Here is a 14,310-nt window from a genome sequence, read left to right on the forward strand (position 1 = left end):
TGATCAAGCCTTCACATCAGTCCTTCACAAGAAACCCTGAAGCCAGCAAATTAAATGCCTCCAGCGTTTTTGGCAGCATAGCCTGAGGATTAGCACTGGACGCTATCCAGAGGGCAGCATTTAACGCTGCGCCATTTAACAGCATTGCGGCTGCTTCAGGATCTACCGGCTTTAAAGTGCCATCTTTAATCAACTGTTCAATAGTGTTTCTGGTTGATTGCAGGCATTTATTCTGGCTTGGCCATTGCGACGGGTCACCCAGTACTGAGGGGCCATCCAGCAACACAATGCGCTGCACTTCCGGGTCTAGTGCCTTTTCTATATAGGCAGCACCTTCAGCCAGTAAACCTAGCCAGGCATCGCCGGCTTTGGCTCCGACAGATTTCGCATATGCCGCCATTTCAGAATCTATCTGATCGACAACAGCAGCTAACAAACCTCGTTTGTCGCCAAAGTTATGATACAGCGCGCCCCGGGTTAGCCCGGCTTCAGCCGTTAAACTATCCATAGAGGCGGCAGCATAACCGTGCTGAGCAAAGGCGCGCCTTGCAGAGGCAATCAGTTTTTCACGGTTTTCTGCCATCTTGGTTAATCGGGTACTCATTCGATACTCCTGTCACATACGGTATGTATGCCACTTGACATACGAGCCGTATGCCATATATTCTACATACGCCTCGTATGTTAAACCAATTCGACATGCAGGACCATTAAAACTATCCAAATTGCGCAGCGCTACAGCTGATATCAGCAGCACTGCCAATCTAACCTTCACAAAGAGAGCCATACCATGACGAAAAGAGAAGCCATTTTCCCAGCCAACAGACATGCACTTTATGAAGAGCATGGTTATTCCGCAGCAATTCGCTCAGGCGATTTACTGTTTGTTTCCGGCCAGGTCGGCAGTCGGGCAGACGGCAGCCCTGAAGCAGATTTTGAACTTCAGGTTGAGTTAGCCTTTGAGAACCTTAAAGCCACTTTGGCTGCAGCAGGTTGCGGCTTTGACGATATTGTCGATGTCACCACCTTTCATACCGATCCACAACATCAATTCGGCACCATTATGAAAGTAAAACAAAAGATTTTTGGCGCACCGCCTTATCCAAATTGGACCGCAGTGGGGGTCACCTGGTTATCGGGTTTTGATTTTGAGATTAAGGTGATAGCCCGAATTCCGGGCTGATAAAGCTTATACCCTCAAACAGCCAGCAACTAGTTGGCTGTTTTTTTTGTACCCGCTGGTTTTGTATTTGCCTCAATGCCCATTAGTGCGCTAAAACCCGCTGTCAAAAAAGCTTAATATTTTTTTCTGTCCAAAAATCACTGGTTGTTGCTCTTTAGGGGGACTGCTGCGCAATTGCGCTGGCAGATTTACTCCACCAATTAGCTTAACTAATCAGGATTAACGGACACATTATGAAGACGAATCTTTGCAAGAGCCATCTGGCCCTGGCTGTACTGGCTGCAATTCCGGCTTTATGCAGCAATCCTCTGCAGGCTCAATCTGTAGCGGCAGCAGAAACCGAAGTGATTGAAGTAAAGGGCTTTCGCAGCGCCATTATCAAAGCAAAAGACTTAAAACGCGAAGCGATGATAGCGCAGGATTCGATAGTGGCTGAAGACATTGCCGACTTTCCGGATTTAAACCTGGCCGACTCACTGCAGCGCGTGCCTGGCGTAACCATTACCCGTGAAGGTGGCGAAGGCCGGCAGATTTCTTTGCGCGGCCTGGGCCCGGATTTTACCCGGGTGCAGGTAAACGGCATGGAAGCGCTGGGTACGTCGTCATCGCCAATGGATGCGCGCGGCGGGGTGTCACGTAGCCGGGCTTTTGATTTTAATATTTTCGCCTCTGAGCTGTTTAATCAGATTGATGTGAAAAAATCTTACTCGGCCGATCAGGAAGAAGGCGGCATTGCCGGTACTGTAAACCTACGGACTGCCAAACCTTTTGACTATGACGGCGCTCAGGCTGCTGTATCTGGCCAGCTGGGTACCAACAGCAACACCGACAGCACCGATCCGCGGATTGCGGCGTTATTGTCAAACACCTGGTCTGACTTTGGCGCTCTGGTATCGGTAGCTTACAGCGACAGAGAAACGATGGAATATGGCACCAACACTACGCGCTGGCGGCGTGAAGGCGGCAAAACCGCCGCCGATGCCAGCGATACCGCATTACAAGCCGAGCTGGATTCCGGGGAATTATGGTTCCCGCGCGGCCATCGCTATTCAATGTGGGAAAATGAGCAAAAGCGGCTTGGTGTTACCGCAGCGCTGCAATATAAACCCGGCCAGGATTTCAGCCTGGTGCTGGATTTGATGCATGGCAAGCTGGAAAACACCCTGTCTGAGCATCATCACGCGGTAAAAGATAACAGCGTGGTGAATGAACTGGTGTGGCGTGAGAATAACGGTGATAAAGAGGTGATTTACGCCGATTATGAAAATGCTACCTGGCGTAATGAAAACCGTCAGGACTATAACGAATCGGTGTTTAACCAAATTAGCCTGACAGCCGACTGGACGCTGAGCGATGCGCTGAAAATGCGCGCCATGCTGGGCCACAGCTCATCAGATTATGAGCAGCCACGGGTAAATAAGCTGAATATTGAAGCGAAAAAAAGCGTCAATATTATTACCGACTTTACCCAGGATGCGTTTTACGGCCACAGCTATTCACCGGATTTTGATGTTACTGCTGTGGAAGGTTACACGGTAAAAGATTTGTACTTTCAATCGAATTTTATCTACTCCGACTTTGATAACGCCAGGCTGGATTTTGATTACTACCTGACAGACAGCTCCAGTTTAAAATTTGGTGCTAACTATAAAAAGTTCAGCAACACCGGCTTTCAGCGGGTAGCGCAAAACTTTCCGACTAACCCCGACACACCACAAAATCAGGGTGTGTTAACACTGACAGCAGAGCAAGCGCAGCTGTTTAGCGGCCACCCGGATAAAAGCTGGTTGCAGGGGGATATGGCGGCGTTGCAGGCATTTTACGGCCTGACAGATTTTGCTTTAACCGACGAGTACACGGTAGAAAGTTCGGCTTATGATTTAACCGAAGAAACCCGCGCCGCCTATTTAGTGTATGACACTGAGTACGACGTGGCCGGTGCGCCACTGCGGTTGAACCTGGGCGTGCGTTATTTTAACACTGAGATCACCTCAGCAGGCTTATCCAAAGGCGTGCCCACGCAATTGGTACGGGACTACTCTGATTATCTGCCCAGCCTGAATATTGCCTATGAGTTTATCGACGATGTGATCTGGCGCACTGGCATCAGCAAAAATATGACCCGGCCATCGTTAGGCGCTATGGCGTTTTCGGCCAATGTCAGCCAGACCTCGTTGGGTGAAAATGATATCGGCCAGATTTCTGTCGGTAACCCGAACCTGCAGCCTTTTGAGTCAACCAACTTTGATACGGCGCTGGAATGGTATTTTGAAGATGTTGGTTTGGCGTCAATAGCGCTGTTTTATAAAGATATCGACAACTTTATCGTTACTGAAACCCAGCAAATTGTCTACAGCGAATTGGGCTTACCTGCCGCGTTATTGCCGGTGGGCAAAACGGTAGATGATATTTTTAATGTGTCTTCACCGCAAAACTCAGACTCCTCAACCATCAAGGGTTTTGAGCTGGCTGTACAGCGTGATCTCGACTTTTTGCCAGCGCCGTTTAATAACCTGGGCGTTATAGCAAACTACACCTGGGCCGATGCTAATACCTTATATCGCAACGTAGAAAACTCAGGCGAAGACCAGTTTAAAGCCTTCCCGGGGTTATCAAAACAAAGCTACAACCTGACTGTATATTATGAAACCGAGCAGTGGGGCGCCCGTATTGCTGCGGCTTATCGCAGTGATTACATCACCGGGGTAGAGAGCGGTTCGATTGACGATGACGAGCGAGGCTACCATGCCACGACCAACGTCGATTTCTCCGCCTTTTATCGTTTAACTGACAACATAAAGCTAAACCTGGAAGCGATAAACCTGACCAATGTACGCGATGAGTTGTACAGCGACTCCAGCAACAGAGCGTACAACACCACTTACAGTGGCCGTACCTATATGGCTGGCATCACTGTGCAGTTTTAAAGTCGCGCATAGCCCCGGCTCAGCTGCGCCGGGGCTGTTTTTGCAGCAGGTAAAATCAACAGAAAGGCGATTTGAGTGAAGCGTTATTGTTTTAGTAATAAGTACAAGGGCTTATGTGGTCTGTTTTTGTTGGCGCTGGCGTCTTGCCAGCAGATGCCTCAGGTTAAAAAGCCGGATGACGGTAAGCGCTGGCTGGCCGGTGATCACCATGTGCACACCCATTACAGCGTAAAGTGGGATAGCTCGGTATTCCCGCCGGCGCCGATTATTGGCGGTGATGCGAAATATTCTATTCCGTTGAATGCGCAAATGGCGGCGCACTATGGCTTAAGCTGGATGGTAATAACAGACCACGGCGGCCCGAACCGCGCCAAATTAGCGCTGGAGCAAGCCTATCCGGAGCTGTTGGCGTCGCGCAAAGCCTTGCCGCATATTTTGCAATTTTATGGTATGGAGTTTGACGTGCCGGGCAACAGCCCCGGTGGCCGCCATGCCAGTTTTATTATGCCGTACAGCGCAACTGAAGCGCAGCAGCTGTACCAGATAGAACACCGCTACAATGGCCGCCAGGGTGTACCGCCGGGGCCGGAAAAGGCCGAAGATGCTTTTATGCTATTGGCGCTTAAGGCGATGGATGCGCTGCCGGATAAACCTTTACTGCTGGCAAATCATCCTTCGCGTTTAGCCACCGGCTTTCGCCAGTATCATAAAATTACCCCGCAACAATTGCGCGACTGGCAAGATACTGCGCCGGATGTGGTAATTGGCATGACCGGCGCTGAAGGCCATCAGGCCGCCACATTAAACCCGGATGGCAGTATCGATGCCAGTGCTATTCGCGCCGAATACCCGCATTACCCGACTATGGGTGGCTATGATCAAATGACAGCACGCTTAGGCGGTGTATGGGACAGCCTGCTTAGCGAAGGCCGGCGCTGGTGGGTAACAGGAGTGTCAGACAGTCATGGCCATTACACCGATGGCTGGGCCGATTTCTGGCCAGGGCAGTATGCTAAAACCTATGTTTATGCGGAAAAAGACTACCAGAGTATTTTTGCCGCGCTAAAAGCCGGCAATATGTTTGTCACCACCGGCGATTTAATTGACGCCCTCTATGTTGACGTGGTGGTAAAAAATACAGATAAAAAGGCCACCTTAGGCGAGACTCTGCTGGTGTCGGCTGAAGATGAGTTAGTACTACGTGTACGATTCAGCGATCCTGATAGCCCTAATGGCGGCGGTTTTAAGCCGCAGGTGCAGCGGGTAGATGTAATACAAGGTGTCATTAGCGGGCCGGTGCAAAACCGCAGTAGCGATGAAGCGCCTGATACCAAAGTAACAAAACGTTTTTACGCTGGCGACTGGCAAACTAAACACGGCTACAGCGAGTTTGAGCTGGTGCTGGGTAAAGTCAGCCAAAGCGGTTACCTGCGCCTGCGTGGCACTAATAACAAAGATGAGCTTGAACCCGAAGCCGATGCCAGAGGCGAAAACCCCTGGCATGACTTATGGTTTTACAGTAACCCGGTGTTTATTCAGCTGCGCACGGCAGGGCAGTAGCCAGCTTTCGCTGCCAAACACAGCAGTGTTATTTGGCTGCGGTGCTACCCAGCAAAAAGGTCAGTGGCAGGTGCAAGCGCTCTGCCCAGGCGTTTTCGCTGTGTTCGGCGCCGTCAAAACGCAGTGTTTGCCAGTTGGCATTGTTGTAACCTTTGCTGGCAATAATGGCATCGGCCTGAGCCTGCAGCGGCGGGTACCAGGCATCCAGCGTAGCAGTGCCATAGTCAAAATACAGTTTGTGCTTACCGGCCTCGGGTAATTTGTTGCGCATATAGGCAAAAAACTGTGCCGGTACCGGGTTGTCCTGTTGCGCAAAGCTGCCGGGCCAATGGGTAGATAAGCAGGCCGCACCGCCAAATACCTGTGGGTATTCGCTAATGGCATACAGCGAAATTAACCCACCCATGCTGGAGCCCATAACAAACGTATTGGCGGCATCGGTATGCACGGCATAACGGCTGTCGATATAGGGTTTTAGCTCCTGCACCAAAAACTTAAGATAGTTGTCTGAGTACACCGGCTGGCTAAACAGCGGGGCTTGCTGCGCCTGGTTATGTTGATACAACGCCTGCTGTTGCTCTGCCGTTAAGGCCATAAACGGTTGCTGCGGAAAATATTCACTGTGCCGGTGCGGGCCGGCGTTAAAAATACCGACCACAATAAAGGGCCGGGTTTTACCTGCTGCTATCAGTTTGGCGGCGGCTTCATCTACCCGCCATTCCTGCTGGTTCCAGCTGTTGCTGCCGTCAAACAGCATCTGGCCGTCATGCATATACACTACGGCGTACTTTTGCTTGCCGTTGTAGCCTTCTGGCAGCCAGATATCAATGTGGCGTGGCGGTACAAACTCAGAATGATAGTTTTCCAGCCGCTCAATACTGCCCGAGCTGACTTTGGGCAGTTTGGCAAAAGCAGAGCAACTTAAAATAAATAATAACAGCGCAAGAAGTTTCATGGCGGCAGAGCAGACAGCAGTTGAAGGTGACTTATTTTAGCCCAAAGCCACCAAACAACCTACAGCTGAAAATAAAGCAGATAGCAAAACCGGCCCTGCGCTTAGCTTAGTTTAGCCGGGCCGGAATGGGTTAACGCGCCAGTTGTTGTTGCCATTTGGCAAGTGCGTCCAGTTGCTTGCGCACCATGCCCTGTATTTTTTCATCGGTCAGATTGCCATCGTTGTCAAAGCTGCCGGTAAAGGCGTTGGCAAATACCTCGGGTTGGTTTAATGGATGCAAATTCACATACACACATACCTGACGCAGATGGTATTGCGCCCGGCTGGTGCCCATGCCGCCGCCGGAGCCCATAATGGCGACAGGTTTGCCAGTTAACAGCTGGTTGTCTGGCTCGCGCGAGGCCCAGTCAATGGCGTTTTTCAGTGCCGGAGCCAGCGAGTAATTGTATTCCGGGCAGCCAAACAGCAAGGCATCGGCTTCGGCAATTTGTTTTAACAGCTGTTTTACTGCGGCGGGTTTTTCGGCCAGATCAGCATTGTAAAACGGTACTTCCAGCAGATCGGCCAGATGAATTTTCATGCCGTCAGGCGCGTGCGCCTGGGCATAACGCAACAGCCCGCGGTTAGTGGATTTCGCCCGTAAACTGCCGCAAATGGCCAGCACATTAATACTCATAATCAGCTCCGTAAGTAAGTGTTTTAGTGGTGTCGTTCAACGTTAGTGTAGCTTATGGTGGCATTGCCAGGCTTTGGTTCAAAAAAACTGAATATTGAGTCCAAATTATTCCGCTTTTGTCGCCAGGGTGTCGGCGATAAGCTAGGCCCAACTAAAGACATAAGCGGGAGAAAGACAATGTTTGATATACGTTACGCAGCAGAACGCGGTAAAGCCGATTTTGGCTGGTTACAAAGCCAGCATACATTTTCGTTTGGCAGTTACTATGATCCGGCGCAGATGGGTTTTTCGGCACTAAGGGTAATTAACGACGACCGGGTGGCGCCCGGTGCCGGGTTTGATACCCACGGCCATAAAGATATGGAAATTCTCAGCCTGGTGCTGACAGGCCAGATTGCGCACAAAGACTCGGCCGGTAATACCGAAATATTGCCCGCCGGCGAGTTTCAGCTGATGAGCGCCGGTAAAGGTATTTACCACAGCGAGTTTAATGCCAGTAAGCACGACGAGCTGACCTTTTTGCAAATATGGTTGCAGCCAAACCAGTTTGGCGGCGAGCCGGGTTATCAGCAAAAAGACTTTGGCCAACAGCCGGGCCTCACGCTGATATTATCACCGGATGGCCGTGATGGCAGTTTAACCGTGCTGCAGGATGCACTGTTATATCAGCTGATTTTGCCAACAGCGGCACAGCAACAACTGGATATTGCGCCTGGCCGCAAAGTGTATATTCACCTGATAACCGGTGAGCTGGACATAGCCGGGCATAAACTGCAACGCGGTGACGGTATAAAGATCAGTGAGCAAACTGCGCTGCAACTTACTGCCACCAACGCCGCCAAGGCGCTGATTTTCGACCTGCCTTAAACCGTTAGTTATTTAACCACCAGCCTGGCTTGCTCATTGTTTTATTCTGCAGTGAGCAAGCCATTTATTTTTGTTATTGGCCTCTAACAATAACATGATGATGCATATCCCTTTTGTGTTGATTATTCAGCCGCTATAAAGCCTGAGTAGTGCAATATTGCGTTTTAGTACTGGTAAAGCGCTGTTGATTAGCTAAGTTATATGCTGGCGGTCAACATTGCCTAACACATTAGGAACACATTAATGTTAAAGCAGAGTTTGACTAGAAATTTAACTAAAGGTTTGGCAGTAATGGCCGCAATACTGCTGGTTGCAGGTTGTGATAATGCCGCTAAGCAGACGGACAATAGCGAACCTGCGCAAAATGTCACACAGCCGGCCGATACTACACACAATGCGCGTACCAGCCTGGATTGGGCGGGTACTTATCAGGGCATGTTGCCCTGCGCTGACTGCGAGGCCATTAATACCACGGTAACGTTACATGCCGATGGCAGCTATCAGCTGGAACGGGTGTATGTAGGCAAATCTGCACAGGTATTTACTGAGCAGGGGGTGTTTAACTGGAGTGACATCGGTAGCACCATTTTGTTGGAAGCTGAGCAGCCAGTACAGTTTTTTGTTGCGGAAAATCAGTTATTTATGCTTGATAAGCAAGGAAAGCGCATTGAAGGTGAGTTGGCAGCACGCTATCGCCTGCAGAAATTAACGGAGTAAAGAATGAAGTTTGGGCTGTTATTACTGTTTGCAGTATTAAGTATTGACGTGGCAATAGCACAGCCAAAGACAGGAAAACTGATTATTCATCACCCTCAGTTTCCACCTTTTATTTATCTTAACGGGCGCTCAGAGCAGGTAAGCGGTATTTTGCCTGAGTTGTTCGAGCCTTTCTTCCGCCAGCAGAAAATAACCAGCCGCTATGTTTTTAATAACCCACTGCGCGCCGAGCAGGCGTTATATCAGGGCGATATTGATGCGATGTTTGTTAACCCCGCCTGGCTAAGCCAGCCTGATGCATTGATATTTTCAGAAGCGGTACTTAGTTACGACGATTACCTGTTTAGTTTAAACCCTGAAGATGCGGTAATGGATTTAACGACGGCGCGCCAACTGCGGATCTGTACCCGTGAGCATTATATATACCCTGAGCTTGAGCCGTATTTCAGCCAGCAGGGCTTTATCAGGGTAGATGCTTCCAGCCAGGAAGCGCAGCTAAAGATGTTGCTGAATGAACGTTGCGACTTAGCCTATATGAACGACATTATTGCGCGCTGGCTAATGCAGCAGCAGTCGCAGCAAGCCACGCTATACCCGTTAGAGCAGGCCGTTGCCAAAGCCAGTATCAGTTTGTGCCTGCACCCTAAATGGCGGGCGTTATTACCGGCACTCAACCAGTTTATTTTGCAGCAACAGCAAAGTGGCGCGGTGCAACAAGCGGTATTGCGCCATCTTAATTAAGGCTTATGGATACAGTAAATAAGGCTGGCGCTGCTGTTTAAACTGCTGCAGTGCGCTTTGCCAGCTGGCACGGATTTGCTGTTCGGTTTGCCCCTGTTCAATTTGCAGGCGTAACTGATCAGTGCCGGCCAGTTTGTCCATAAAGTTGGCCGAGGTAAAAAACACTTCATTGTGCTGCTTAAATAACGCATGCCATTGCAACAGGTACTGTAAATTCAGCCCTTGTGCTTTGGCCTGACGTAAATCTTCGCCTAACAGTACTTTATCCATCAACGGGGGCGTTAACGCAGCACCGGGCGTGGATACTGGCATAAACTGAAAGCCAGATGGGCCAAATTTGTCATAACCAATTACCTGAAACGGAAATTCCGTGCCACGGCCGATACTCAGTGGCGTGGCTTCAAAAAAGCCCAGTGATGGATACAGCGCTATGGCCTGATCATTGGGCAGGTTCGGGCTGGGTTTTACTGGTAACGAATAAGGTTGGCTGCGCTGATAACCGCTTAGCGGCACCACATGCAGTTGCAATTTATCAGCGTTGGTAATCCAGCGCTCGCCTTTAATCATCTGTGCCAGCTCGGCCACTGTCATACCGTGCAGCAGCGGAATAGGATGCATACCAACAAAAGACTGAAAGGCGCTGTCCAGCACCGGGCCGTCTACATAAGCGCCGTTCGGGTTTGGCCGGTCCAGCACCAGCATGGCGACGTTGTACTCGGCTGCGGCCTCCATCATATAGTGCATAGAACTGATATAGGTGTAGTAGCGCACACCGACATCCTGAATATCAAAAATAACGATATCCAGTTGCTGCATTTGCTGGGCTGACGGCTTTTTGCTGGCACCGTATAACGACAGCAGTGGTAAACCGGTTTTGCTATCGGTGCTGTTTTTTACACTGGCGCCGGCGTCATAATCGCCGCGAAAGCCATGCTCAGGCGCAAAAATACTGACAATATTCACCTTGTTGGCCAGCAGTACATCAACCAGATGTTGCCCGCCTACCAACGACGTTTGGTTTACCAGCACACCAACACGCTTGCCCTGCAGCAGCGGCAGGTACTGTTGCAACTGCTCGGCACCGGTTTGCAGCTCAGCTTCTGCCTGCTGCTGCGCGCCAGAACGATCTGCATCTGGCTGGCAGGCCAGCAGACAACAGCTTAGCAGCAGTAACAGTAGTGGTTTCATTGTGCGGTACCTTGCTGGAGTACTTTACGGATAAAGCCATGTTGTTGCTGCAATTGCTGGCGGCAGTGTTCAATGTTCTGGCCGCTGAGAATATGCAAAATAGCCAGTTTGGCGCTCATATCGGCGGCTTTTAACGCTTCACGCGCGATTTCTGGTGCGCAGTCGGTGGCCTGCATAACAATACGTACTGCACGCGCCACCAGCTTTTCGTTGCTGGCGTGTAAATCTACCATCAGGTTCTGATACACCTTGCCGCTGCGGATCATGGCCGTGGTGGTGAGCATATTTAAAATCAGCTTTTGTGCTGTACCGGCTTTCATCCGGGTAGAACCGGTAACCACTTCCGGCCCGACCACAGCACCAATGCCGATGTCTGCCGCGCTTAGCACCGGTGCATTGGCGTTGCAGCTGATGGCTGCGGTAAAACAGCCGATACTGCGGGCATAGGCCAGGCCGCCCAGCACATAAGGTGTGCGGCCGCTGGCGGCAATACCGACCAGAATATCGTTGGGCTGCAGCTTTATACCTTGTAAATCTTCTACGGCCAGTTGCGGGTTATCTTCAGCACCTTCTACCGCTTTGTATACGGCGCCATTACCACCGGCAATTAACGCCACTACTTGTGAAGATGGCACGCTGTAGGTTGGCGGGCATTCTACTGCATCGAGAATACCCAGGCGGCCACTGGTGCCAGCACCCAAATACACCAGACGGCCACCGGCATCAAAGGCTTCTACAATGCGATCGGCCACTGCTGCAACCTGTCCGAGGCAACTGGCAATACTTTGCGCCACGGTTTGATCTTCAGCGTTAATGCGTTTTACGATTTCCAGGCTCGACAACAAATCGATATCCCAACTGTCGGGATTGCGTGCTTCTGAGCTCATGGCATCCAGTTGTTGTAGTAAAGAATCCTGTTGGTTATTTGTCATCGCCGTTTCCTGAAAGGGGTAAAGAGTTTGTCAGTTGTGTTGCAAGAATATAAGCACCATCCAGTGCGCTGCCGCGCGCCGGTTGCAGCAAAGCGCGGCACTCGGTACTTAGCAGCGGGGCGGTAATATCGGCCAGACCGCCTAACAATACTACCGGCAGTTCAAATTGCTCGCGGGCGCTCCACAGCAGCTGGTGCACCGCTGTACTGTGGCGTTGTAACAGCGTGTCGGCAATGTCACAGCGCCCGGCATAATTAAACACCAGTGGCGCCAAAGCCGCATAATCATTCGGGCTGGCGGTTTTCAGCCAGGGCAGCAACACAGTGGCATCATCGCCAATTTGTTGTGCCACGGCCTGCAATAACGGGCTTTTAATACCGGCCAGGCTGTCTACCTGCCATAGCAGTTCGCGTACCGCCTGCTTACCTAACCAGGCACCACCGCCTTCATCGCCAATATTAAAGCCCCAGCCGCCGACCTGTTGCTCAGTGCCGTCGGCCAACAGGCGCATAGCAACCGAGCCTGTACCGAGCGCAACTACCAGCACCGGCCGGCCCAGATTAGCGCCATACAATGAGGTTTTAGCATCGGTGGTCAGTAAAAAACACGCATAATGCCGGGCCAACTGCTGGCAAGCCTGCTGATGTTGCTGCGGGTTGCCTGCACCGGCCAGCCCCATTACTGCCACTACTTGCTGGCTGCTTACACCGGCTTGCTGGCACAGGTTGGCACTGAGTAAATTAATATTACTCAGTGCCAACGAAAAATCATTCGTCAGTGAGGCCGGGCCGCCCTGTTGCTGCCAGTGCTGGCCGGTGCTGGTATTGGTCAGGCGGGCCAGCGTTTTACTGCCGCCACCATCAACTGCCAAAATCCACATTAATTAACTCCTTCCATGGCAGTGTGCTGCCTAACCGGTTTGCCGGCCAGGCACACCAGTGTTGCCACCAGAGTGCCGATACACAGTTGCCAGGTAAAACCTAAGTCGAGTGCCGCCAGTTGCGAGCTAAGTTGGTGCAGAATATAAGGTTGCAATAGCAGGGTCACGCAAAATCCGCTTAACAGTGCCGCGGTTACCGAGTAGCGGTTGCCGCGTTTGCTGAATAATGCAGTAAAAAACACCCCCAGCAGACCGCTGTAAGAAAACACCATTACGCTAAGTGCAAACGCCAGCAAAGGCATATCAGAATACTGCTGCCAGTAAAAACACAGAATAGCCATGGCCGACAGCGTAATAGCGGTAAACAACATACCCAACTGGCCCGCGCGGACAAAATGCCGATCCTCTGTTGCCGGCTGGCGCTTTAACCGCCAGGGTTTATACATATCGGCTACCAGCACTGAAGACATAGAATTTAAGCCCGAGGTAATAGTGGATAACGCCGCCGCTATTACGCCCACCACTACCAGGCCGCGCAGGCCCGATGGCATTTCATTTAATACGTAGTACATAAATACCGTGACTTTTTCCCCACCGAAACTGTCGGCAAAGCCCTGTGCCGGCTGGTATAAATCTGGCCGTTGATAAAAGATATACAACAAAAAGCCAATCAGGATAAACACCAGCATAGTGGGGATCACCATCAGTGCCGAGCTTAGCAGCGCTCTGGCACCGGCTTTACTGTCTTTGCAGGTAAGCACGCGTTGCGTCATATCCTGATCTAAACCAAAAGCGGCAATATTCAGCAAAATAAAACCGGTTAATGCCGACCACATATTAAATACCCCGTCAGAGCTGACATCAAACCGCCAGTCGAACAGTAATAATTTAGACGGGCCGCCCTCTGCCGGCGAGCTAAGCGCCTGTATCAGTGTGGGTAAATCCAGCCCTATGCTGTGATACAGGTAACCCAGCACCAGCAACGCTGCGAGCACATAAACGCCGCATTGCAGCGCGTCGGTATAAATAACCGAGCGGATACCGCCGGCAACGGTGCAGGCCAGGCCAATTAAAGCCAGCAACACCACGGCCGCCAGCACGCTGCTGGCCTGAATATCATTAAACAGCAACATGGCTACGGCTATGGCCGCCATATAAAGCCGCGCGCCGCTGGCAAACACCCGGCCAAACAAATACATTTTACCGGCGTGATCTTTGGCACTGGCACCAAAGCGCTGTTCTAACAGCTCATACACGGTGGTGACTTTAAGCTGATAGTAGCGCGGCAGTAAAAATTTAATCACGATAAAGGTGGCAATAAGGGCACCAATATTGGTGGCGATATAGCTTAAGTTACCGCGAAAGCCCATATCAGGGCCGCCAAGAAAGGTGGCTGCCGATTGCGAAGTGGCCAGCACCGACACTGCCACCACCCATACCGGCATGCTGTTAGCTGCTAAAAAGTAGTCATTACTGTTGCCGGCCTTGCGCCGGTTTACATACCAGCCCGTCAGTGCCAGTATGGCGAAGTAGCCAAAAAATACCGTCCAGTCCAGTAATGTCAGTTGCATGCGCGGCTCTTAACAGTGAAAAAGTACTTAACCATACCATAATGTATAGTGGGTGGGTAAAGTATTCATTTAAATTTTACTTGAATGAATAATTTATTTTTGTTGTACTGCCT

At 50.8% G+C, this 14,310-nt stretch carries 13 protein-coding genes; 6 read left to right on the forward strand and 7 right to left on the reverse strand.

Translation table 11 applies throughout. The annotated features are described in order from the left end of the window. Positions 1 to 16: 16 nt before the first annotated feature. Positions 17 to 604: a TetR/AcrR family transcriptional regulator gene (locus AR688_RS00540; RefSeq protein ID WP_068227750.1), complete on the reverse strand. Its 588-nt coding sequence runs from the start codon at positions 602 to 604 to the stop codon at positions 17 to 19. Positions 605 to 790: 186 nt separating this feature from the next. On the opposite strand from AR688_RS00540, the gene AR688_RS00545 reads away from it, so the two are divergent. From AR688_RS00545 to AR688_RS00555, 3 genes are all read left to right on the forward strand, one after another. Next, on the forward strand, positions 791 to 1,183 hold the full coding sequence (locus AR688_RS00545) for a RidA family protein (protein WP_068227754.1): 393 nt from the start codon (positions 791 to 793) through the stop codon (positions 1,181 to 1,183). 233 nt (positions 1,184 to 1,416) lie between these two features. Then, entirely contained in the window at positions 1,417 to 4,110 is a 2,694-nt protein-coding gene (locus tag AR688_RS00550) for a TonB-dependent receptor (RefSeq protein ID WP_068227757.1), read from the forward strand. Between the two features lie 75 nt (positions 4,111 to 4,185). Then, complete coding sequence (locus AR688_RS00555) at positions 4,186 to 5,670, forward strand: phosphoesterase (protein WP_068227760.1); 1,485 nt, start codon at positions 4,186 to 4,188, stop codon at positions 5,668 to 5,670. Positions 5,671 to 5,698: 28 nt separating this feature from the next. Here the strand turns inward: AR688_RS00555 and AR688_RS00560 are convergent, their stop codons facing one another. Together AR688_RS00560 and AR688_RS00565 are read right to left on the reverse strand one after the other, a co-directional pair. Then, complete coding sequence (locus tag AR688_RS00560) at positions 5,699 to 6,625, reverse strand: alpha/beta hydrolase (RefSeq protein WP_068227763.1); 927 nt, start codon at positions 6,623 to 6,625, stop codon at positions 5,699 to 5,701. Between the two features lie 130 nt (positions 6,626 to 6,755). Further along, entirely contained in the window at positions 6,756 to 7,301 is a 546-nt protein-coding gene (locus tag AR688_RS00565) for an NADPH-dependent FMN reductase (RefSeq protein ID WP_068227766.1), read from the reverse strand. A 177-nt stretch (positions 7,302 to 7,478) separates the two neighbouring features. Between AR688_RS00565 and AR688_RS00570 the strand changes: the two genes are divergently transcribed. From AR688_RS00570 to AR688_RS00580, 3 genes are all read left to right on the forward strand, one after another. After that, positions 7,479 to 8,168 carry a pirin family protein gene (locus tag AR688_RS00570; protein ID WP_068227769.1) on the forward strand — a complete coding sequence of 230 codons (690 nt, stop codon included), beginning with the start codon at positions 7,479 to 7,481 and terminating at the stop codon, positions 8,166 to 8,168. A 291-nt stretch (positions 8,169 to 8,459) separates the two neighbouring features. Further along, positions 8,460 to 8,885: a copper resistance protein NlpE gene (locus tag AR688_RS00575; RefSeq protein WP_197412069.1), complete on the forward strand. Its 426-nt coding sequence runs from the start codon at positions 8,460 to 8,462 to the stop codon at positions 8,883 to 8,885. A gap of 3 nt (positions 8,886 to 8,888) precedes the next feature. Further along, entirely contained in the window at positions 8,889 to 9,626 is a 738-nt protein-coding gene (locus AR688_RS00580) for a substrate-binding periplasmic protein (protein WP_068227774.1), read from the forward strand. A 3-nt stretch (positions 9,627 to 9,629) separates the two neighbouring features. On the opposite strand, the gene AR688_RS00585 is transcribed toward AR688_RS00580, so the two are convergent. The 4 genes from AR688_RS00585 to AR688_RS00600 are packed head-to-tail and all read right to left on the reverse strand — an operon-like array spanning position 9,630 to position 14,197. After that, on the reverse strand, positions 9,630 to 10,814 hold the full coding sequence (locus AR688_RS00585) for an exo-beta-N-acetylmuramidase NamZ family protein (protein ID WP_068227777.1): 1,185 nt from the start codon (positions 10,812 to 10,814) through the stop codon (positions 9,630 to 9,632). Next, positions 10,811 to 11,746: an N-acetylmuramic acid 6-phosphate etherase gene (gene murQ / locus AR688_RS00590; protein ID WP_068227779.1), complete on the reverse strand. Its 936-nt coding sequence runs from the start codon at positions 11,744 to 11,746 to the stop codon at positions 10,811 to 10,813. Before murQ ends, AR688_RS00585 begins: the two co-directional genes overlap by 4 nt. Beyond that, the gene (locus AR688_RS00595; protein WP_068227782.1) at positions 11,736 to 12,626 is read right to left on the reverse strand and encodes a BadF/BadG/BcrA/BcrD ATPase family protein; all 891 of its coding nucleotides are present in this window, start codon (positions 12,624 to 12,626) and stop codon (positions 11,736 to 11,738) included. The genes murQ and AR688_RS00595 overlap by 11 nt, the downstream gene beginning before the upstream one ends. Then, the gene (locus AR688_RS00600; RefSeq protein ID WP_068227784.1) at positions 12,626 to 14,197 is read right to left on the reverse strand and encodes a sodium:solute symporter; all 1,572 of its coding nucleotides are present in this window, start codon (positions 14,195 to 14,197) and stop codon (positions 12,626 to 12,628) included. The genes AR688_RS00595 and AR688_RS00600 overlap by 1 nt, the downstream gene beginning before the upstream one ends. Positions 14,198 to 14,310 lie beyond the last annotated feature (113 nt).

Source organism: Rheinheimera sp. EpRS3, assembly GCF_001513785.1.
Classification (GTDB): domain Bacteria; phylum Pseudomonadota; class Gammaproteobacteria; order Enterobacterales; family Alteromonadaceae; genus Alishewanella.

Bases quoted from the DNA above. Each gene is read 5' to 3' on its own strand.
- AR688_RS00540 (WP_068227750.1), bottom strand. From the start codon at position 604: ATGAGTACCCGATTAACCAAGATGGCAGAAAACCGTGAAAAACTGATT.
- AR688_RS00545 (WP_068227754.1), top strand. From the start codon at position 791: ATGACGAAAAGAGAAGCCATTTTCCCAGCCAACAGACATGCACTTTAT.
- AR688_RS00550 (WP_068227757.1), top strand. From the start codon at position 1,417: ATGAAGACGAATCTTTGCAAGAGCCATCTGGCCCTGGCTGTACTGGCT.
- AR688_RS00560 (WP_068227763.1), bottom strand. From the start codon at position 6,625: ATGAAACTTCTTGCGCTGTTATTATTTATTTTAAGTTGCTCTGCTTTT.
- AR688_RS00565 (WP_068227766.1), bottom strand. From the start codon at position 7,301: ATGAGTATTAATGTGCTGGCCATTTGCGGCAGTTTACGGGCGAAATCC.
- AR688_RS00570 (WP_068227769.1), top strand. From the start codon at position 7,479: ATGTTTGATATACGTTACGCAGCAGAACGCGGTAAAGCCGATTTTGGC.
- AR688_RS00575 (WP_197412069.1), top strand. From the start codon at position 8,460: ATGGCCGCAATACTGCTGGTTGCAGGTTGTGATAATGCCGCTAAGCAG.
- AR688_RS00580 (WP_068227774.1), top strand. From the start codon at position 8,889: ATGAAGTTTGGGCTGTTATTACTGTTTGCAGTATTAAGTATTGACGTG.
- AR688_RS00585 (WP_068227777.1), bottom strand. From the start codon at position 10,814: ATGAAACCACTACTGTTACTGCTGCTAAGCTGTTGTCTGCTGGCCTGC.
- murQ (WP_068227779.1), bottom strand. From the start codon at position 11,746: ATGACAAATAACCAACAGGATTCTTTACTACAACAACTGGATGCCATG.
- AR688_RS00595 (WP_068227782.1), bottom strand. From the start codon at position 12,626: ATGTGGATTTTGGCAGTTGATGGTGGCGGCAGTAAAACGCTGGCCCGC.
- AR688_RS00600 (WP_068227784.1), bottom strand. From the start codon at position 14,197: ATGCAACTGACATTACTGGACTGGACGGTATTTTTTGGCTACTTCGCC.